The sequence below is a fragment of the Streptomyces sp. 549 genome (assembly GCF_030124175.1).
Taxonomy (GTDB): domain Bacteria; phylum Actinomycetota; class Actinomycetes; order Streptomycetales; family Streptomycetaceae; genus Streptomyces.
In genome coordinates this window covers 22,581-42,738 of the sequence record NZ_JASKMT010000008.1, presented here as the reverse complement: position 1 = coordinate 42,738, position 20,158 = coordinate 22,581, and the positions used below count along the sequence as shown (strand labels likewise).

At 72.2% G+C, this 20,158-nt stretch carries 17 protein-coding genes; 6 read left to right on the top strand and 11 right to left on the bottom strand.

The window, feature by feature from the left end:
- Positions 1 to 72: 72 nt before the first annotated feature.
- The 5 genes from QNO07_RS12010 to QNO07_RS11990 all read right to left on the bottom strand — a co-directional run bounded on the left by QNO07_RS12010 (position 73) and on the right by QNO07_RS11990 (position 9,389).
- Positions 73 to 1,533 (bottom strand): glutamate synthase subunit beta, encoded by a 1,461-nt coding sequence (locus QNO07_RS12010; protein WP_283991792.1) that lies wholly within the window; start codon positions 1,531 to 1,533, stop codon positions 73 to 75.
- Positions 1,526 to 6,091 carry a glutamate synthase large subunit gene (gene gltB / locus QNO07_RS12005; RefSeq protein ID WP_502961827.1) on the bottom strand — a complete coding sequence of 1,522 codons (4,566 nt, stop codon included), beginning with the start codon at positions 6,089 to 6,091 and terminating at the stop codon, positions 1,526 to 1,528. The genes QNO07_RS12010 and gltB overlap by 8 nt, the downstream gene beginning before the upstream one ends.
- Positions 6,092 to 6,402: 311 nt before the next feature.
- Positions 6,403 to 7,170, bottom strand: coding sequence for a VIT1/CCC1 transporter family protein (locus QNO07_RS12000; protein WP_283991790.1), 768 nt, complete (start codon positions 7,168 to 7,170; stop codon positions 6,403 to 6,405).
- Positions 7,171 to 7,435: 265 nt separating this feature from the next.
- Positions 7,436 to 8,596 (bottom strand): prolipoprotein diacylglyceryl transferase, encoded by a 1,161-nt coding sequence (lgt, locus tag QNO07_RS11995; protein WP_283991789.1) that lies wholly within the window; start codon positions 8,594 to 8,596, stop codon positions 7,436 to 7,438.
- Between the two features lie 49 nt (positions 8,597 to 8,645).
- A complete protein-coding gene (locus QNO07_RS11990) occupies positions 8,646 to 9,389 on the bottom strand; it encodes a DsbA family protein (RefSeq protein WP_283991788.1) in 744 nt (247 codons plus the stop codon).
- 318 nt (positions 9,390 to 9,707) lie between these two features.
- Between QNO07_RS11990 and QNO07_RS11985 the strand changes: the two genes are divergently transcribed.
- The 6 genes from QNO07_RS11985 (at position 9,708) to QNO07_RS11960 (ending at position 15,724) form a co-directional block, all read left to right on the top strand.
- Entirely contained in the window at positions 9,708 to 10,106 is a 399-nt protein-coding gene (locus tag QNO07_RS11985) for a DUF485 domain-containing protein (RefSeq protein ID WP_283991787.1), read from the top strand.
- Complete coding sequence (locus QNO07_RS11980; protein ID WP_283991786.1) at positions 10,103 to 11,779, top strand: monocarboxylic acid transporter; 1,677 nt, start codon at positions 10,103 to 10,105, stop codon at positions 11,777 to 11,779. Before QNO07_RS11985 ends, QNO07_RS11980 begins: the two co-directional genes overlap by 4 nt.
- Positions 11,780 to 12,058: 279 nt before the next feature.
- Positions 12,059 to 13,153 carry a sensor histidine kinase gene (locus tag QNO07_RS11975; RefSeq protein ID WP_283991785.1) on the top strand — a complete coding sequence of 365 codons (1,095 nt, stop codon included), beginning with the start codon at positions 12,059 to 12,061 and terminating at the stop codon, positions 13,151 to 13,153.
- Entirely contained in the window at positions 13,150 to 13,920 is a 771-nt protein-coding gene (locus QNO07_RS11970) for a LytR/AlgR family response regulator transcription factor (protein WP_283991783.1), read from the top strand. The genes QNO07_RS11975 and QNO07_RS11970 overlap by 4 nt, the downstream gene beginning before the upstream one ends.
- Positions 13,917 to 14,267: a hypothetical protein gene (locus QNO07_RS11965; protein ID WP_283991782.1), complete on the top strand. Its 351-nt coding sequence runs from the start codon at positions 13,917 to 13,919 to the stop codon at positions 14,265 to 14,267. Before QNO07_RS11970 ends, QNO07_RS11965 begins: the two co-directional genes overlap by 4 nt.
- Positions 14,264 to 15,724 carry a sodium/solute symporter gene (locus QNO07_RS11960; protein WP_283991781.1) on the top strand — a complete coding sequence of 487 codons (1,461 nt, stop codon included), beginning with the start codon at positions 14,264 to 14,266 and terminating at the stop codon, positions 15,722 to 15,724. The genes QNO07_RS11965 and QNO07_RS11960 overlap by 4 nt, the downstream gene beginning before the upstream one ends.
- Before the next feature lie 93 nt (positions 15,725 to 15,817).
- Here QNO07_RS11960 and trpA read toward each other — a convergent pair whose 3' ends face one another.
- From trpA to QNO07_RS11935, 6 genes are all read right to left on the bottom strand, one after another.
- Positions 15,818 to 16,705, bottom strand: coding sequence for a tryptophan synthase subunit alpha (trpA, locus tag QNO07_RS11955; protein WP_283991780.1), 888 nt, complete (start codon positions 16,703 to 16,705; stop codon positions 15,818 to 15,820).
- Positions 16,702 to 17,940, bottom strand: coding sequence for a tryptophan synthase subunit beta (gene trpB, locus QNO07_RS11950; RefSeq protein WP_283991779.1), 1,239 nt, complete (start codon positions 17,938 to 17,940; stop codon positions 16,702 to 16,704). Before trpB ends, trpA begins: the two co-directional genes overlap by 4 nt.
- A gap of 225 nt (positions 17,941 to 18,165) precedes the next feature.
- Positions 18,166 to 18,318: a tryptophan biosynthesis modulator TrpM gene (gene trpM, locus QNO07_RS27680; protein WP_502961826.1), complete on the bottom strand. Its 153-nt coding sequence runs from the start codon at positions 18,316 to 18,318 to the stop codon at positions 18,166 to 18,168.
- Positions 18,315 to 19,121, bottom strand: coding sequence for an indole-3-glycerol phosphate synthase TrpC (gene trpC, locus QNO07_RS11945; RefSeq protein ID WP_283991778.1), 807 nt, complete (start codon positions 19,119 to 19,121; stop codon positions 18,315 to 18,317). The genes trpM and trpC overlap by 4 nt, the downstream gene beginning before the upstream one ends.
- Positions 19,122 to 19,259: 138 nt before the next feature.
- Complete coding sequence (locus QNO07_RS11940; protein ID WP_283991777.1) at positions 19,260 to 19,667, bottom strand: DUF2752 domain-containing protein; 408 nt, start codon at positions 19,665 to 19,667, stop codon at positions 19,260 to 19,262.
- Between the two features lie 191 nt (positions 19,668 to 19,858).
- Complete coding sequence (locus tag QNO07_RS11935) at positions 19,859 to 20,098, bottom strand: HGxxPAAW family protein (RefSeq protein ID WP_283991775.1); 240 nt, start codon at positions 20,096 to 20,098, stop codon at positions 19,859 to 19,861.
- Positions 20,099 to 20,158 lie beyond the last annotated feature (60 nt).

Below are 20,158 nucleotides of genomic sequence, written 5' to 3'. Positions count from 1 at the left end.
GCACCGCGGCGGCTGTCCGTACGCCGTTGTACGGGACATCTGCGGGGCCGGGTCGGCGGGGCCCGGCCGGGGTCAGACGGTCAGCGCCCGGTCGGTGGGCTTCACCGGGGCGGGCAGCGCGCTGGCACCCGTCAGGAAGCGGTCCACGCCGCGGGCGGCGGAGCGGCCCTCGGCGATCGCCCAGACGATCAGCGACTGGCCGCGCCCGGCGTCACCGGCGACGAACACGCCGTCGACGTTGGTGGCGTAGTCCGCGTCGCGGGCCACGTTGCCGCGCTCGTCCATCTCAAGGCCGAACTGCTCGACCAGACCGTTCTCCCGGTCGATGCCGGTGAAGCCCATGGCGAGCGTCACCAGCTGGGCCGGGATGCGCCGCTCGGTGCCGGGCTTCTGCTCCAGCTTGCCGCCGGCGAACTCGACCTCGACGAGGTGCAGCCACTGGACGTTGCCGTCCTCGTCGCCCTCGAAGTGGGTGGTGGAGACGGAGTAGACCCGCTCGCCGCCCTCCTCGTGCGCGGAGGTGACCTTGTAGAGCATGGGGAACGTCGGCCAGGGCTGGTTGGCGTTCCGCTCCTCGCCGGGCCGGGGCATGATCTCCAGCTGCGTCACGGACGCGGCGCCCTGGCGGTGCGCGGTGCCCACGCAGTCCGCGCCGGTGTCGCCGCCGCCGATGACCACGACGTGCTTGCCCTCGGCGGAGACCGGCGACGTGACGTAGTCGCCCTCCTGCACCTTGTTGGCCAGCGGCAGGTACTCCATCGCCTGCATCACGCCGTTCAGCTCCCGGCCGGGGACCGGCAGGTCCCGGGCCGTGGTGGAGCCGGCGGCGATGACCACCGCGTCGTAGCGCTTGCGCAGCTTCGCCGCGTCCACGTCCCGGCCGACCTCGACGCCGGTGCGGAACTTGGTGCCCTCCGCGCGCATCTGCTCGATGCGGCGGTTGATGTGGCGCTTCTCCATCTTGAACTCGGGAATACCGTACCGCAGCAGCCCGCCGACCCGGTCGGCCCGCTCGTACACGGCCACGGTGTGGCCGGCCCGGGTGAGCTGCTGGGCGGCGGCCAGCCCGGCGGGGCCGGAGCCGATCACCGCGACCGTCTTGCCCGACAGCCGCTCCGGCGGCTGCGGCGTGACGTCCCCGGTGTCCCACGCCTTGTCGATGATGGTGACCTCGACGTTCTTGATGGTCACCGCCGGCTGGTTGATGCCCAGCACACACGCCGACTCGCACGGCGCCGGGCACAGCCGCCCGGTGAACTCGGGGAAGTTGTTCGTCGCGTGCAGCCGCTCGCTGGCGGCCCGCCAGTCCTCGCGGTAGGCGTAGTCGTTCCACTCGGGGATGAGGTTGCCCAGCGGACAGCCGTTGTGGCAGAACGGGATGCCGCAGTCCATGCAGCGGCCGGCCTGCTTGCTGATGATCGGCAGCAGCGCGCCGGGAACGTAGACCTCGTTCCAGTCCTTGACCCGCTCTTCGACCGGTCGCGTCGGCGCGACCTCACGGCCGGTGGTAAGGAAGCCCTTGGGGTCAGCCATTGGTCGCCGCCTCCATCATCTTCTCGTGGGTCTCGGACTCGCTGAGTCCGGCTCGCTCGGCGGCGTCCTTGGCGGCGAGCACTGCCTGGTAGGTGGCCGGCACGACCTTGCTGAAGCGGGGCAGCGCGGCCCCCCAGTCGGCGAGCAGTGCCTTGGCGACGGTCGAACCGGTCTCCTCGTGGTGGCGGCGCACGGCGTCGTGCAGCCACTGCTGGTCGTCGGCGTCGAGCTTGCAGACGGCCGAGGCCAGTTCGCGGTTGACGTTGTCCGGGTCGAGGTCGATGACGTACGCGACGCCGCCCGACATTCCCGCGGCGAAGTTGCGGCCCGTCTCCCCGAGCACGACCGCCCGGCCGCCGGTCATGTACTCGCAGCCGTGGTCGCCCACGCCCTCGGAGACGACCGTCGCACCGGAGTTGCGGACGCAGAACCGCTCGCCGACCCGGCCGCGCAGGAACATCTCGCCGCCGGTCGCGCCGTAGGCGAGGGTGTTGCCGGCGATGGTGGAGTACTCCGCCAGGTGGTCGGCGCTGCGGTCCGGGCGGACCACGATCCGGCCGCCGGAGAGGCCCTTGCCGACGTAGTCGTTGGCGTCGCCCTCCAGCCGCAGGGTGATGCCGCGCGGCACGAACGCGCCGAACGACTGGCCCGCGGAGCCGGTGAAGGTGATGTCGATGGTGTCGTCGGGCAGCCCGGCACCACCGAACTTCCGGGTCACCTCGTGCCCCAGCATGGTGCCGACGGTCCGGTTGATGTTGCGGATCGCGACCTGGGCGCGCACCGGGCGGGCGTCCTCGACGCTGTCCGCGGCGAGCGCGTCGGCGGCCAGCTTGATCAGCTGGTTGTCGAGCGCCTTGGCGAGGCCGTGGTCCTGCTCGGTCACCTGGTGCCGGACGGCGCCTTCGGGCAGCTCGGGCAGGTGCAGCAGCGGCGCGAGGTCCAGGCCCTGCGCCTTCCAGTGGTCCACCGCCCGCGAGGTGTCCAGCACCTCGACGCGGCCGACGGCCTCGTCCAGCGTCCGGAAGCCCAGTTCGGCGAGGATCTCGCGGACCTCCTCGGCGACGAACTGGAAGAAGTTGACGACGTACTCGGCCTTGCCGCTGAACCGCTCGCGCAGCACCGGGTTCTGCGTGGCGATGCCGACCGGGCAGGTGTCCAGGTGGCACACGCGCATCATGACGCAGCCGGAGACGACGAGCGGCGCGGTCGCGAAACCGAACTCCTCGGCGCCCAGCAGTGCGGCGATGACCACGTCGCGGCCGGTCTTGAGCTGGCCGTCGGTCTGCACCACGATGCGGTCGCGCAGTCCGTTGAGCAGCAGGGTCTGCTGCGTCTCGGCAAGCCCCAGCTCCCACGGGCCGCCCGCGTGCTTGAGCGAGGTCAGCGGCGAGGCGCCGGTGCCGCCGTCGTGGCCGGAGATCAGCACCACGTCGGCGTGCGCCTTGGACACGCCCGCCGCGACGGTGCCGACGCCGACCTCGGACACCAGCTTGACGTGGATGCGCGCCTTGGGGTTGGCGTTCTTCAGGTCGTGGATGAGCTGGGCGAGGTCCTCGATCGAGTAGATGTCGTGGTGCGGCGGCGGCGAGATCAGGCCGACGCCGGGAGTGGAGTGCCGCGTCTTCGCCACCCACGGGTACACCTTGTGGCCGGGCAGCTGGCCGCCCTCGCCGGGCTTGGCGCCCTGGGCCATCTTGATCTGGATGTCGTCCGCGTTGACCAGGTACTCGCTGGTCACGCCGAAGCGGCCGGAGGCGACCTGCTTGATGGAGGACCGCCGCGCCGGGTCGTAGAGCCGCTCGGGGTCCTCACCGCCCTCACCGGTGTTGGACTTGCCGCCCAGCTGGTTCATGGCGATGGCGAGCGTCTCGTGCGCCTCCTGCGAGATGGAGCCGTAGCTCATCGCGCCGGTGGAGAAGCGCTTGACGATCTCCGAGACCGACTCGACCTCTTCGATCGGGATGGGCTGCCGCTCGCCGTCCTTGAACCGGAACAGGCCGCGCAGCGTCATCAGGCGCTGCGACTGCTCGTCGACGCGCTCGGTGTACTGCTTGAAGATGTCGTAGCGGCGCTCGCGGGTGGAGTGCTGGAGGCGGAACACCGTGTCCGGGTCGAACAGGTGCGGCTCGCCCTCGCGGCGCCACTGGTACTCGCCGCCGATGTCCAGCTTGCGGTGGGCGGAGGCGATGCCGGTGGCCGGGTACGCCTTGGCGTGCCGGGCGGCGACCTCCCTGGCGACCACGTCGAGGCCGGCGCCGCCGATCTTGGTGGCGGTGCCGTGGAAGTAGGTGTCCACGAAGGACTGCTCCAGGCCGACGGCCTCGAAGACCTGCGCGCCGCGGTAGGAGGCGACGGTGGAGATGCCCATCTTGGACATCACCTTCAGCACGCCCTTGCCGAGTGCCTTGATCAGGTTGCGGATGGCCGCTTCCGGGTCGGTGTCGGCGGGCAGGAACGTGCCCGCGCGGACCAGGTCCTCGACGGACTCCATCGCCAGGTACGGGTTGACCGCGGCGGCGCCGTAGCCGATGAGCAGCGCGACGTGGTGGACCTCGCGCACGTCGCCGGCCTCCACCAGCAGGCCCACCTGGCTGCGCTGCTTGGTGCGGATGAGGTGGTGGTGCACCGAGGAGGTGAGCAGCAGCGACGGGATCGGCGCGTGCTCGGCGTCGGAGTGCCGGTCGGACAGCACGATCATGCGGGCGCCGCCGGCGATGGCCGCGTCGACCTCCGCGCAGACCTCGGTGATCCTGGCGGCCAGCGCCTCACCGCCGCCACCGACCCGGTACAGGCCGGACAGCGTGGCGGACGTCATGCCGGGCCGGTCGCCGTCGGCGTTGATGTGGATGAGCTTCGCCAGCTCGTCGTTGTCGATCACCGGGAACGGCAGGTTGACGCTGCGGCAGGCCGCCGCGCTGGGCTCCAGCAGGTTGCCCTGCGGTCCGAGCGAGGAGTGCAGGGAGGTGACCAGCTCCTCCCGGATGGCGTCCAGCGGCGGGTTGGTGACCTGCGCGAACAGCTGGGTGAAGTAGTCGAACAGCAGGCGGGGGCGGTCGGAGAGCGCGGCGATCGGCGAGTCGGTGCCCATCGAGCCGATCGGCTCGGCGCCCGCCTTGGCCATCGGCGCGACGAGGATGCGCAGCTCCTCCTCGGTGTAGCCGAATGTCTGCTGGCGGCGGGTGACCGAGGCGTGGGTGTGCACGATGTGCTCGCGCTCGGGCAGCTCGGCCAGCTCGGTGACGCCCGCGTTCAGCCACTCCTGGTAGGGCAGCTCAGCGGCGAGGGCCGACTTGATCTCGTCGTCCTCGATGATGCGGTGCTCGGCGGTGTCCACGAGGAACATCCGGCCGGGCTGCAGGCGTCCCTTGCGCACGACCTTGGCGGGGTCGATGTCGAGCACGCCGACCTCGGAGCCCAGCACGACGAGGCCGTCGTCGGTCACCCAGTACCGGCCGGGACGCAGGCCGTTGCGGTCGAGGACCGCGCCGACCTGGACACCGTCGGTGAAGGTGACGCAGGCCGGGCCGTCCCAGGGCTCCATCAGGTTGGAGTGGTACTGGTAGAAGGCACGCCGGGCCGGGTCCATCGAGTCGTGGTTCTCCCACGCCTCGGGCACCATCATCAGCACCGAGTGCGGCAGCGAGCGGCCACCCAGGTGGAGCAGCTCCAGCACCTCGTCGAAGGACGCGGAGTCGGAGGCGTCGGGGGTGCAGACGGGGAAGATGCGCTCCAGGTCGCCCTTGCCGAACAGCTCGGTGGCGAGCTGCGACTCGCGGGCCCGCATCCAGTTCCGGTTGCCCTTGACGGTGTTGATCTCACCGTTGTGGGCGACGAAGCGGTAGGGGTGTGCGAGCGGCCAGCTGGGGAACGTGTTGGTCGAGAAGCGCGAGTGCACGAGGGCCACGGCGCTTGCCAGGCGGCGGTCCGACAGGTCGGGGAAGAAGGGCTCCAGCTGCCCGGTGGTGAGCATGCCCTTGTAGACGAGGGTGCGAGCGGAGAGCGAGGGGAAGTAGGTGGCCGCCTCCCGCTCGGCGCGCTTGCGCAGCACGAAGGCGATGCGGTCCAGCTCGATGCCGGTCCGGGCCGCCGCGCCCGCCTCGGGGACGTCGGCGACGAAGAGCTGGCGGAACGCGGGCATGGTGGTGCGGGCGCCGTTGCCGAGCAGCTCGGGAGCGACCGGCACCTCACGCCAGCCCAGCACCCGCAGGCCCTCTTCGGCGGCCAGCGTCTCGATCTGCGAGACGGCCTGCTCGGTCTCCGAGACGTTCGGGGGAAGGAAGGCGATGCCGACGGCGTAGGCGCCCGGCTCGGGCAGCTCGAAGGAGACCGACTCGCGCAGGAAGGCGTCCGGAACCTGCAGCAGGATGCCCGCGCCGTCACCGGAGTCCGGCTCGGAACCAGTGGCGCCGCGGTGTTCGAGATTGCGCAGCACGGTCAGCGCCTGCTCCACGAGCTGGTGGCTCGCTTCGCCGGTCAGGGTGGCCACGAAGCCGACGCCACAGGCGTCGTGCTCGTTCTGGGGGTCGTACAACCCCTGCTTGGCAGGGTGGGCCGCCATAGACGCAGCACGCATCGGCTCTCCCGTCGTCGTCGTGGCAAGGTGCAAGTGCCGAGGGACGACGTTGGCCCTCTGCAGAACAAATTTTCGTGCAGGTTACATGATGGGTAGCTTCCCGAGAACTGGATAGCGAAGTCCATCATGCGGACACCCGAGCGGGTGTCGGGCGACGGAGAGACAAGGTAGCGAAACGGGATCAAAGCCGCTCGGTACCCGGGCGCCTGTCGGGCTTCGTTGCCCGTGGCGTTTTCCGCTTCTGCCCCGTGGCAACCGAACTGAAACCCTCCGGTAACCGCCGTCACCCACCGCGGTCAGCCGATCGCGGAACCCAGGACGGTCCCCAGCCCGTAGGTCAGCGCGGCGGCGGTGCCCCCCAGGATGAACTGCCGCAGCCCGCTGTACCACCAGGAGCGGGCGGTGACCTTGGACACGACGGCCCCGCACAGGAACAGCCCCAGCAGCGCCAGCGCCACCGCGTGCCACAGCACGACGGACCCCAGCAGGTAGGGGATCAGCGGCAGGAAAGCGCCGACGGCGAAGGCGGCGAAGGAGGAGACGGCGGCCACCAACGGGGAGGGCAGGTCGCCGGGCCCCACGCCCAGCTCCTCCCGGGCGTGGATCTCCAGCGCCTGCTCCGGGTCCCGCGACAGCTGCGCCGCGACCGCGTCGGCCAGCGCCGGCTCCACGCCGCGCGCCCGGAAGCGGTCGGCCAGCTCCCGCTGCTCGCCTTCGGGATGCCCGGCCAGCTCCCGGCGCTCGACCTCCAGCTCCGCCTCGACCAGTTCCCGCTGCGAGGCGACCGAGGTGTACTCCCCCGCCGCCATGGAGAAGGCCCCGGCGGCCAGGCCCGCAAGGCCGGTGAGCACCACGGTGGCCGGCGCCACCGAGCCCCCGGCGACGCCGGCGATCAGCGCCGTGTTGGAGACCAGGCCGTCCATCGCACCGAACACCGTCGGCCGCAGCCAGCCGCCGTTGACGTCCCGGTGCCGGTGGTTGTCGCGGTGCCGGCCGAGCAGCGCGGACGGCACGGCGGGGGTGCCCTCGGCGCCGGGGACGCCTTCACGTGGTGGAACGGACATGTGTCACGGACCTCCCTGCACGGTGCGGCACGACCGGCTCGCCGACTCTGCCGCTGCTGCGAACATACGCCCGCTGGGAGTCGCCGCGCCAGCGAGCAAGGCCTGGCTCACCTCGCTGACCTGCAAAGATGCCTGACGAGCAAGTGAGACGCGGAAGGGCCGAGCGGGGGTGCAGGCCGCGGACAGGGCGGTGCTCGGCACACGCGCCGGGGGCCGCCGTGCGTGTCGCACGGCGGCCCCCGGGAGGCGAGGTGGGCGGACCCCGTCAGCCGCGGTCCGTGTCAGCCGACGGCCGGGGGTCGCTGTCGGCGGGAGACGCCTTCACCGCGGAGGTGGATGCGGCAGTGGTCGGCTCGGCGGCCGACTCGGCACCGCCCGCCTTGGTGGCGCCCGCCTCCGCGCCGGTCGCCTTGGTGGCGGCCTCAGTAGGCGTCTTCGTGTCGGCGGCCTCAGGAGTAGCGGCCTCGGGAGCGGTCCTGCCGTCCTTGGCCGCCTTGCCGCCCTCGCCCCGCTCGGAGCCCTTGGCTGTCCGTGTGTCCTCGGCCGCCTTCGCGCCCGGTGCTGCCGCCCTGTCGGGGGCGCCGTCCTCGCCGGCCGCGGACGGCTCGTCGCCGTCGGGCCGGGGCTCGACGATCTCCTCCCGGCCGGGGCGGCGGCGGGCGGAGACCACCAGGTAGACGACCGCACCGAGGAAGACCACCAGCGACGTCCAGTTGTTCAGACGCAGGCCGAGGAACTCGTGCGCCTCGTCGATCCGCAGGTACTCGATCCAGAACCGGCCGACCGTGTAGGCGGCGACGTACAGCGCGAACGCCCGGCCGTGGCCGAGCCGGAAGCGCCGGTCCGCCCAGATGACCAGTGCGGCCACGCCCAGGCACCACAGCGACTCGTAGAGGAACGTCGGGTGGAAGGTGCCGTCGTCCAGGCCGTTGTCGATGCGCACCGCCCAGGGCACGTCCGTGGCCCGGCCGTAAAGCTCCTGGTTGAACCAGTTGCCCCACCGGCCCAGCGCCTGGGCCACGGCGATGCCCGGGGCCACCGCGTCCGCGTAGGCGGGCAGCGGGATGCCGCGCATCCGGCAGGCGATCCACGCTCCGACCGCGCCGAAGGCGATGGCGCCCCAGATGCCGAGGCCGCCCTCCCAGATCTTGAAGGCGTCGACCCAGTTGCGGCCCTCGCCGAAGTAGAGCTGGTAGTCGGTGAGGACGTGGTAGAGCCTTCCGCCGATCAGGCCGAAGGGCACCGCCCAGACGGCGATGTCGGCGATGGTGCCCGGCTGGCCGCCTCGGGCCACCCAGCGCCTTCCGCCGATCCAGATCGCGGCGAAGACGCCGAGGATGATGCAGAACGCGTAGCCGCGGAGCGGGATCGGGCCGAGCATGATCTCGCCGGACGACGGGCTGGGGATATAGGCAAGAAGGTCCATGGCGAGTCAGACGCTACCCTGCCCGGCCGTCCGCGCGGCAACCGCGTCGTCAGTTTCCGGCGATCCGCTCCACCTTTTCCCTGAGCTTCTCCGGCGTGAGCGGATCGTTGGGATCGCCGTACAGGTTCTCGCCGTCCAGCAGCACAGTCGGGGTCGCGTTGTACTCCGAGCCGGTGAAGTCGGTGTTGACCCGCTTCACCCAGGCGTCGTGCGTGCCGTCCTGGACGCAGCTGCGGAAGGAGGGCGTGTCCAGACCGTCGACCTTACCCGCCAGCTCGACCAGGTGGTCCTTGTCCGCGAAGGTGTCCGCCGCCTCCTCGGGCTGGTTGTCGAAGAGCACGTCGTGGTACTCGGTGAACTTCCCCTCGTCCCGCGCGCACGCGGCGGCGTTCGCGGCGTTCTTCGAGCCATCGCCGCCCATGTTTCCGTCGATGATCGAGACCAGGTGGTACTCGCTGCGGATCTTCCCCGCGTCGCGCAGGTCCTGGATCGTCTCGCGGAAGTTCCGCTCGAAGTGGCCGCAGCCGGGGCAGCGGAAGTCCTCGTAGACGGTCAGCGTGACCGGAGCGCCCGACTTCCCCTCGCTGATGGGCGCCGCCACCGGGCCCGACGGCTTCTCCTTTCCCTGCTGCGTGACGACGATTCCCGCCACACCCGCGACGGCGAGCACCGAGAAGGCCACCGCGCCCACCTTCAGCGCCCGCAGCCGCTTGGCGCGCGCCTTCTCCCGTTCCCGCTCGTCCTGCAGGCGCTCACGGGCGGAGCGCTTCCCCTCGGTGTTCCTCTTGCTCATCACACCCGGGCCAACGAACCACCACACCGCCGGGCGTACCCCACCCGGCGAAATCCGCCCGAAAGAGGCACCGAGGCAATCGCAGGTTGACGCCGTGGGGTTCACCCGGCCGATGACAATCAGCCATCGCGCACCGCCGCCCGACCGCTGGCCGCGGATTCGGACCGGCCACCGCACGACCGTCCACCGCTCGACGCGCACACGGCGCGTTCGCCGCACGCCTGCGGAGGTTGCTTCCCCCCTGGTGTGACGCTGCTTACTTTTCCCCCAGTTACCCGTACCGCCCGAGGGAGTTCGCTCCCCGACGAGGAGACGTCAATGTCGACAGAACTCCCCCCGCAGTCCCGCTCACCCGAGGACGAGCAGGCCCGGCGGACGCTGGAGATGCACAGCGACCCGCGGTTCATCGAGCTGAAGCGGCGACTGGTCGTCTTCGCCTTCCCCATGAGCCTCGCCTTCCTCGCCTGGTACCTGCTGTACGTCCTGATGTCCGCCTACGCCCGCGACGCGATGGCCACCGTGCTGTTCGGCCAGGTGAACGTGGCCCTGGTGTTCGGCGTGCTGCAGTTCGTCAGCACCTTCGGCATCGCCGTCCTCTACTCCCGCTACGCCAACCGACGCCTCGACCCGCTGGCCGAGGAACTCTGCGCCGAACTGACCGCCGCTCCCGGCAAGGGTGACGAGGAGCGGGCCGACTCCGAGGGAGCCCACGCATGACGATTCTCGCGGAGGCCGGTGCCACCGGCCGCACCTTCACCGTCCTGCTGTTCCTGGCCATGATCGCCGTGACCCTGGCGGTCACGGTGTGGGCCAGCCGGCAGACCAAGTCCGCCGCCGACTTCCACTCCGGCGGGCGCGGGTTCTCCGGCATGCAGAACGGCTTCGCGATCGGCAGCGACTACATGTCCGCGGCGTCCTTCCTGGGCATCGCCGGCATGATCGCCCTCTTCGGCTACGACGGCTTCCTGTACTCCATCGGCTTCCTCGTCGCCTGGCTGGTGGCGCTGCTGCTGGTCGCGGAGCTGCTGCGCAACTCCGGCCGCTTCACCATGGCCGACGTGCTCTCCTACCGGATGAAGCAGCGGCCGGTGCGCACCGCGGCGGCGGTGTCCACCATCACCGTCTCGATCTTCTACCTGCTGGCCCAGATGGTCGGCGCCGGCGCCCTGATCGCGCTGCTGCTCGGCATCAAGCCGGGCGAGACGTACCTGGGCATGGACGCCGACACCGCCAAGATCGCCGGCATCGTCATCGTCGGCATCCTGATGATCGTGTACGTGACCTTCGGCGGCATGAAGGGCACCACCTGGGTCCAGATCATCAAGGCCGGCATGCTGATGGGCGGCGCCTTCCTGCTCACCGTCCTGGTACTTGCCGTCTACGGCTTCGACATGGGCTCGCTGATGGGCGACGCGGCCAGCGCCAGCGGCGCCGGGCAGGCGTTCCTGGAACCGGGGCTGAACTTCGGCAAGGAAGTGCCGGGCGACGCCTGGCAGACGCTGTGGAACAAGCTCGACCTGATCAGCCTTGGCCTGGCGCTGGTGCTGGGCACGGCGGGCCTGCCGCACATCCTGATCCGCTTCTACACCGTGCCCGACTCCAAGGCGGCCCGTAAGTCCGTCAACTGGGGCATCGGCCTGATCGGCTCGTTCTACCTGATGACGCTGGTGCTGGGCTTCGGCGCCGCCGCCATGGTGGGCCGCGAGGCGATCACCGAGCAGAACGCGGCAGGCAACACCGCGGCGCCGCAGCTCGCCGAGGCCGTCGGCTCGCACTTCGGCGGCTCGGCGTTCGCCGCGGTCATGCTGGCCATCATCGCCGCGGTCGCCTTCGCGGCGATCCTCTCCACGGTGGCGGGCCTGACCATCGCCTCCTCGTCCTCCCTGGCGCACGACTTCTACAACAGCGTGCTGCGCAAGGGGCAGGCGTCGGAGAAGGAGGAGGTCAAGGTCGCCAAGCTGGCCGCGTTCGGTGTCGGCGCCGCCGCCATCGTGCTGGCCATCTTCGCGCAGAGCCTCAACGTGGCCTTCCTGGTCGCCCTGGCCTTCGCGATCGCCGCCTCGGCCAACCTGCCCACCCTGCTGCTCAGCCTGTTCTGGAAGCGGTTCAACACCCAGGGGGCCGTCGCCGGCATCTACGGCGGCCTGGTCAGCGCGGTGGGCCTGGTCATCTTCTCGCCGGTGGTCTCCGGCTCCGAGACGGCCCTGGTCACCAGCGTCGACTTCAGCTGGTTCCCGCTGGCCAACCCCGGCCTGGTGTCGATCCCGCTGGGACTGCTCTGCGCGATCGTCGGCACGCTGATGTCCAGCGAGAACAACCCGCAGCGCTTCGCCGACCTCCAGGTCCGGGCCCTCACCGGCGCCGGTGCCGAGGGCGCGTCGAAGCACTGAACGGGGACCCTGTGGCCGCCCGGGCGGCCACAGGAAGTCCGCGCGCCCGCAAGTGCTGCCACAGAGACCGCCGCCGGGACGGGCGGCGCGGGACCCTGCACGGTCCCGCGCCGGCCCCCCTCCCGCCCCGGCGGCACCCCACCGACCGGGCCCCTCGCGGGCCCCTCCCCGCCCGGCCCCGACGGCCACTCCCCACTCGGCACGCCACCTGCCCCGTCTGGCGTTCCGGACCGCCGTCGGGGCCGGGCCTTTTGTGTACCGCTGCGCTACGGTCACCGGGTGAACAGGACGTGGACGGCACTGTGGCCGGCGGCCGGACGCCGAGGCGCCGGTGCTCGACGGCCCTCCGGTCCCGGCCGCCCGGCCACCGTGCCGGTGCTGCGCGAGGCCCGGCTGCTCGGCGCCGACCTGCAGTCGGGCCTGCGCGGCGGCGGTCCCGCCGCGGCCCGCAGGATCCGCCGCCTGCTGGACGCCGAGGCGGTGGTCCTCGCCGACCTCGACGGCCCGGTGGCCGCCCACGGGCAGCTGCCGCCCGGCACCGACGCGGCGGCCCTCGTCGCCCGGGTCTACGAGCACGGCACCCTGCGCCAGCCGCATCTGTGCGCGGTGCCGCTGGTCGTGGCCGACGAACTCGCCGGCTGCCTGGTGGCCTCCGGGGAGGTGGCCGAGGAGGACCTCACCGAGGTGGCCGGCCTGATCGCCGAGTTCCTCGACCACGCCGACCTGCGCACCGCCCGCACCCGCATCGCCGCCGCCGACCTGCGCACCCTGCGCGCCCAGATATCGCCGCACTTCCTGCACAACGCGCTGGCCGTCATCGCCGCGCACATCCGCAGCGACCCGGCCCGCGCTCGGGTGCTGCTCACCGACTTCGCCGACTACCTGCGCTACAGCTTCTCCACGAAGGGCGACTACGCGACCGTCGCCGCCGAGCTCCAGGCCACCCAGACGTACCTGGAACTCCAGCGGGCCCGGTTCGACGACCGGCTGCACATCACCGTGCGCATGGCACCTGAGATCCTTCCCGTCGCCATCCCCTTCCTGGTGGTGCAGCCCATCGTGGAGAATGCCGTCCGGCACGGCCTGGAGAAGAAGACGGAGAACGGGCACATCAGCGTCTCCGGATTCGGCGAGGGCCCGCTGTGCGTCATCGAGATCGAGGACGACGGGGTCGGCATGGAACCGGGCTTCGCCCGCGCGATCCTCGCCGGATCGGGCCCTCCGGCCAAGGGGGTGGGCCTGGCCAACGTGGACCAGCGACTGCGGGCGGTCTACGGGCCCGAGCACGGCCTGCTCATCGAGACGGCAAAGGGAAGCGGCACCAAGGTGATCATCCGGGTGCCCCGGTTCATGCGAGGAGTGGTCGCCGAATGACGCACACGGCACAGGCGCTGCACGTCCTCGTCGTGGAGGACGAGCCCTTCACCCGCGAGGAGCTGACCGAGTTCCTCACCGACATACCCGAGATCGCCGAGGTGCAGGCCGCGGAGAGCGGCGAGGCGGCGGTGAAGCTGCTCGGCAGCACCGCCTTCGACGCGGTCTTCCTCGACATCTCCATGCCCGGCCTCAACGGCATGGACGTGGCGCGGGTGATCAGCATGCTGTCGGTGCCGCCGGCGATCGTCTTCGTCACCGCGTCGGAGTCGCACGCCATCGAGGCGTTCGGCATCGGGGCCGTCGACTACCTGCTGAAGCCGATCCGCCCCGAGCGGCTGGCGGAGTCCGTGGCGCGGATCGCCCGGCAGCGCAGCGCGGGCACCGGTGCGCCCGCCGCCGACGAGCTGGCCGTGGTCCAGATCGAGCACAGCCGCCGGACGGTGTTCGTGCGGCGCGACGACATCCAGTTCGCCGAGGCGCACGGCGACTACGTGCGGCTGCACACCGCGGACGACACCCACCTGATCCGGCTCGCCCTGTCCTACCTGGAGGACGTCTGGGCGCCCGCCGGCTTCGTCCGGGTGCACCGGGGCTACCTGGTGGCGGTCGGCTGGGTGCACGACCTGCGGGTCACCAGTTCCGCCGGGCTCGTCGCCTGCACGCCCGCCGGCGACGTACCGGTCAGCCGGAGGCACGCGCGCGGCCTGAAGGAGCAGCTGATCGAGGCGGCCCGCAGCGGACAGCTGGGCAGGGCGGCGAAGTGAGCGGCGCCCGCCGCGAGAAGGTGACCAGTCCGCAGACCCGCATCGCGCTGGCCCGCCGCCACCGTCCGCAGCCCCGGCCGCTGCCGCTGCCCGGTCCGGCCGACCCGGAACGGGCCCGGCGGGTCTTCGCCGCCCAGCGGCGCCTCGCGCTGCGTACGGTGGGGCTGCTGGCGCTGGTGCTGTTCGGCACCAGTGGCCTGATCGCCCTGTTCCCGGCCATGGACCGCGTGTCGGCCGGCGGTGTGCCGGTGTCGTGGCTGGTGCTGGCCACGGCCACCTACCCGCTGCTGCTGCTCATCGCCGCGCTGCACGTACGGGCCGCCGAGCGCACGGACGACCGGGCGTGAGCGGGCTGCTGGCGATCGGCTTCCTGATCGCCGCGAGCCTGGTCATCGGGGTGTACGGGGTGCGTGCGGCCCGCACCACTCCGGACTTCCTGGTGGCCTCCCGGCAGGTGGCGCCCGGCTGGAACGCGATGGCGATCGCCGGGGAGTACGTCTCGGCGGCGTCCGTCATCGGGCTGGCCGGACTGCTGCTGAAGAACGGCATCGGCACGCTGTGGTTCGCGGTCGGGTTCACCGCCGGCTACGTGGCGGTCGCCGCGCTGGTCGCCGGGCCGATGCGGCGCTCGGGGGCGTTCACCGTGCCGGACTTCGCCGAGTACCGGCTGGGGTCCCGCGCCATCCGCAAGCTGTGCGGGGTGATCGTGCTGGTCATCATGTGGCTGTACCTGGTGCCGCAGTTCAAGGGCGCTGGTGTGGTGCTGCAACTGGTCAGCGGCACGCCGTACTGGGTGGGCGTGGTGCTGGCCGGGCTGGTGGTGAGCGGGACGATCGCGGTCGGCGGCATGCGCTCGGCCACCTACGTGCAGGCGTTCCACTACCTGGTGAAGCTCGTCTTCATCGCGGTCCCCGCGGTGTTCCTGGTGATCCACGTCGGCCCGGAGATCCGCTCGGAGGCGCTGACGCCGGTGACCGTGCCGGAGAGCTGGAGCCGGCCGCTGCTGGACATCAACGACGCCGGATACCCACTGCTGGGCACCTGGTCGGTGCTGCTGGCGACGACGCTGGGCGCCATCGGGCTGCCGCACGTCATCATGCGCTTCCACACCAGCACCAGTGCGCGCAACGCCCGCCGGGTGGCCGTGCTGGTCATCGCGCTGCTCGGGGTGTTCTACCTCTTCCCGGCCGTGTACGGGCTGCTGGGCCGGGTGCTGACCCCGCACCTGGTGCGCAACAACGCGACCGACACGGTCAGCGTGGTGCTGCCGGGCCACGTGGTGCCGGGCGCGCTGGGCAGCGTGCTGACGGCCCTGGTCGCGGCGGGTGCCTTCGCCGCCTTCCTGTCGACCTCCTCGGGTCTGCTGCTCGCGCTGGCCGGCGGCCTCTCCCACGACCTGTTCGGCAGCGGCCTGTCCCGGCTGCGGGCGGCCGTCGCGGCGGGCGCGCTGGTCGCGGTACTGCTGTCGCTGCCCGCCGCGCACCTGGACATCAACGTGCTGGTGGGGTGGGCGTTCGCGGTGGCGGCGTCCACGTTCTGCCCGCTGCTGGTGCTGGGCATCTGGTGGCCGCGGCTGACCGTGGCCGGGGCGGCCTGGGGGCTGGGCGTCGGTGTGGTGTCGGCGACGGGCGCGGCGTTCCTGTCCGCGGTCGGCACCTGGCACTCCGGCCTGGTGACGGTGCTGCTGGCGCAGCCGGCGTCCTGGACGGTGCCGCTGGCCTTCCTCACCATGATCGTGGTGTCCCGCTTCGGTGAGCCCCCGGAAGGTGCGGAACGCGCGGTCCTGCGGCTGCACGCCCCCTGACGGTTCAGTGCCGCGCTGCCACAGCACAGACGCAGCACCGCCGTGCCTCCGCCCGCCGGCCCGCGTCCACGGGCCGGCGGGCGGAACGATGGCTCAGCCGCGTCGCACGCCCGCCGCCAGCTCGCCGGCCAGCGCGCGGACCGCTGCCAGCCCGGACTGCAGGTCGTCGCCGTGCTCCAGCAGCTTCTTCACGAAGGCCGACCCGACGATGACGCCGTCCGCGAACTCCGCGACCTGGGCGGCCTGCGCCGGGTTGGACACGCCGAGGCCCACGCACACCGGCAGGTCCGTGACCGCGCGGGTGCGGCCCACCAGCTCCCTGGCCTCCTGGCCGACCGAGTCGCGGGTGCCGGTGACGCCCATCAGCGACGCCGCGTAGACGAAGCCGCTACCGGCCGCGGTGATGGTGGCCAGCCGGTGGTCGCGGCTGCTGGGCGCGACCACGAAGACGGTGGCCAGCCCGTGCTGCTCGGCGGCCTTGCGCCACACGTCGGACTCCTCCACCGGGAGGTCGGGCAGGATGCACCCGGCGCCGCCGTTGGCGGCCAGTTCGGCGGCGAACCGCTCGACGCCGTACCGGTCGACCGGGTTCCAGTAGGTCATGCACAGCACCGGCGCCCCGGTCGCCGCGTGGGCCTCGCCGACCGTGCGCAGCACGTCGGCGATGCGGACGCCGCCGCGCAGCGCGATGTCGTCGGCGGTCTGGATGACGGGGCCGTCCAGCACCGGGTCGCTGTGCGGCAGGCCGACCTCGACGACGTCGCAGCCGCCCTCCAGCAGCGCGGTGCAGGCGGCGATGCCGCCCTCCACCGTGGGGAAGCCGGCGGGCAGGTAGCCGACCAGGGCGGCCCGGTTCTCGTCCTTGGCCCGCTGGAGCACGGAGCTCAGCAGGGCTGCGTTACCGGTGGTGCCGGTGCTGCCGGGGGCGCCCGTGCTGACCGGGACGCCCGTGCTGACGGCCTGTTCGGTGCGCTCGCTCATCGCTGGGACTCCCCGTCGTAGAGCCCGAAGTAGCGGGCCGCCGTGTCCATGTCCTTGTCGCCGCGCCCCGAGAGGTTCACCAGGACCAGGCCCTCCGGGCCCAGTTCCCGCCCGAGGTCGAGCGCGCCGGCCAGGGCGTGCGCGCTCTCGATGGCGGGGATGATGCCCTCGGTCTGCGACAGCAGCCGCAGCGCCTGCATCGCCTGGTCGTCGGTGATCGGCCGGTACTCCGCCCGGCCGGAGTCCTTGAGGTAGGCGTGCTCGGGGCCGATGCCCGGGTAGTCCAGGCCGGCGGAGATCGAGTACGGCTCGGTGATCTGGCCCTCGTCGTCCTGGAGCACGTAGGAGCGGGAGCCGTGCAGGATGCCGGGCTCGCCCACCGACAGGGTCGCCGCGTGCTCGCCCGACTCGACGCCGTGCCCGGCGGCCTCCAGGCCGACCAGCCGCACGTCCTCGTCCGGCAGGAAGGCGTGGAACAGGCCAATGGCGTTGGAGCCGCCGCCGACGCAGGCGGCGACGGCGTCCGGCAGCCGTCCGGTGCGCTCCTGGATCTGCCGCCTGGCCTCCACGCCGATCACCCGGTGGAAGTCGCGGACCATCGCGGGGAACGGGTGCGGCCCGGCGACCGTGCCGAACAGGTAGTGGGTGCGGTCCACGTTGGCGACCCAGTCCCGGAACGCCTCGTTGATGGCGTCCTTGAGGGTGCGGCTGCCGGAGCTGACCGGTACCACCTCGGCACCCAGCATGCGCATCCGGGCGACGTTCAGCGCCTGCCGCTCGGTGTCGATCTGGCCCATGTAGATGGTGCATTCGAGGCCGAACAGGGCGCAGGCGGTGGCGGTGGCCACGCCGTGCTGCCCGGCGCCGGTCTCGGCGATGACGCGGGTCTTGCCCATGCGGCGGGTGAGCAGCGCCTGACCCAGCACGTTGTTGATCTTGTGCGAGCCGGTGTGGTTCAGGTCCTCGCGCTTGAGGAAGATCCGGGCGCCGCCTGCGTGCTCGGCGAAGCGCGGGACCTCGGTCAGGGCGCTGGGGCGCCCGGTGTAGTGGACGAGCAGGTCGTCGAGTTCGGCGGCGAAGGCCGGGTCGGCCTTGGCCTTGTCGTACTCGGCGGCGACCTCCTCCACGGCGGCGACCAGCGCCTCCGGGATGAACCTGCCGCCGAAGGCACCGAAGTAGCCCTCGGCGGTGGGCACGAGGCCCTCGGGGTCGGGAAGGAAGAACTCTGCGGACATCCGGCGTCTCTCCTCGGTGGGACACGGCAAGCGGACTGCTGGCGGATCACTGCGCCCCCTGCCCCGGCCCGCGCCGGGCACGCCGCGGTGGCGGCGCCGGCGCTCCGGCGCACGCCGCGGGGTGCGGGTGCGGTGCCCGCGGTGGTCACCGCGGGCGGCGGGGTGCTGCCCGCCTCGTCCCTCACCCCGGAGGGGCGGCGGGCGGGGCGGTGGTGGGCGGCGGCGTCAGCCGCGCCATCGCCGTCCGTTGATCTGCCCCGGCTCGGCGCCGATGTGGTACCGCACCCGGCGCCCGCGGACCCGGCGTGCGGGCGCGCGGCAGCCGCGCGGCCGGCAGCCGCGGGCGAGTCGGGCGAAGGCGGAGGACATGTCGCTCAGCGGCCGTGCCGCAGGGCCGGGTGGGCGCCGGCGGCGACCAGGTCGGCGACGGCCGTCCTGGGGTCGCGCCCGGTCACCAGGGACTCACCGACGAGTACGGCGTCCGCGCCCTCGTTGGCATAGGCGATCAGGTCGTGCGGGCCCCGCACGCCGGACTCGGCGATCTTCACGACGCCGTCCGGGATCTCGGGCGCGACGCGGGCGAAGTTGCCCCGGTCGACCTCGAGGGTCTTGAGGTTGCGGGCGTTGACGCCGATGATGCGGGCGCCGGCGTCCACGGCCCGCTCGGCCTCCTCCTCGTCGTGCACCTCGACGAGCGGGGTGAGCCCGAGGGACTCGGCGCGCTCGATGAGGGAGACCAGGGCCGGCTGCTCCAGCGCGGCGACGATCAGCAGCACCAGGTCCGCGCCATAGGCGCGGGCCTCCCAGAGCTGGTAGGCGGTGACCACGAAGTCCTTGCGCAGGACGGGGATGCCCACACGCCCGCGGACCGCTTCGAGGTCGGCGAGCGAGCCGCCGAAGCGGCGCTGCTCGGTGAGCACGGAGATGACCGACGCACCGCCGGCCTCGTAGTCGGCGGCCAGTCCGGCCGGGTCGGCGATCGCGGCGAGCGCGCCCTTGGACGGGCTGGAGCGCTTGACCTCGCAGATCACCTTGATGCCGTCGCCCTTGAGGGCGGCGACGCCGTCCCTGGCAGCCGGGGCCTTGGCGACGAGCTCCTTGAGCTCGTCGAGGCCGACCCGCTCCTGGCGCTCGGCGAGGTCGGCGCGGACTCCGTCGATGATCTCGTCGAGCACACTCACGCGAGCAGCCCCTTTCAGACGGGTACGGATAGTCACGGTCGATCCCTGCGATGGTATCCGGCCAGAGACGGACGGCTCGCATCCGGTTCGCCGTGGTCTCACATTCCGGGCATTTGACCACAGCGCCCGGATCTGCTTTCAGGGTGCCAGGGACGCGCCGAACGGCAGGTTACGCACCACCGAGAACACCAGGACCAGCACTCCCGCCACCCGCACCAGCGGCATCGGCACGCTCGGCGGGATGCGCGGCCGGACACACCAGACCACCCAGACGGCGGCCACCACCGCACCAGCCGCCACCACAGCGGCGTTCGCCGCGAGCGCGCCCACCACGTCCCCGTGGGCGAGTGCGTGCACCGCCCGCAGACCACCGCAGCCCGGGCAGAGCAGCCCGGTACGGCTGAGCAGCGGGCACGGCGGGTAGTGACCGGCCTCACCCGGATCGACCGCACCGACGTAGGCGACCGCCGCGCCGACCCCGGCGGGTACCGCGAGCCGGGCCAGCACGGCGGGCAGGACGCGGGCGGTCGGCGAGGAGACGCTCATCACCTCACAGTGGCGGCCCGCCGCCGGGCCCGCACTCCGGGGCGGCGCGTCCGGCACCCGTCCGGAGCAGTCCCGGTGCGCCCGGCCCCTGGCGACAACGGCGACCGACGTGCGGCAGCCCGGCCGCCGCCCCTCAGCGGGGCCGGGCGACCGGGCTGCCGGACAGGCCGGGTGCCGGGGTGCCTACCGGGTCAGTTGCTGCCCGCCATGACCCGCTGCGGCTGCGGCTGCGGCTCCTCCTTGGGCTTGCCGAGGCCCATGGAACGCATGATCATGCCGACCACGCCGCCGAGGCAGGCCAGGACCAGGCCGCCGACCACGCCGAGGGGCTGGGCCATGACCATGAACACGGCACTCACCATGAAGCCGATGAACGCTATGACCACGCCGGTCCACGCGGCAGGGGTGTGTCCGTGGCTGCTGTCCGACATCGGTGTGCTCCTCGTAATCTGTTCAGGTCCGGTCGCGACCGCCGGTGCGCGACTCATTCT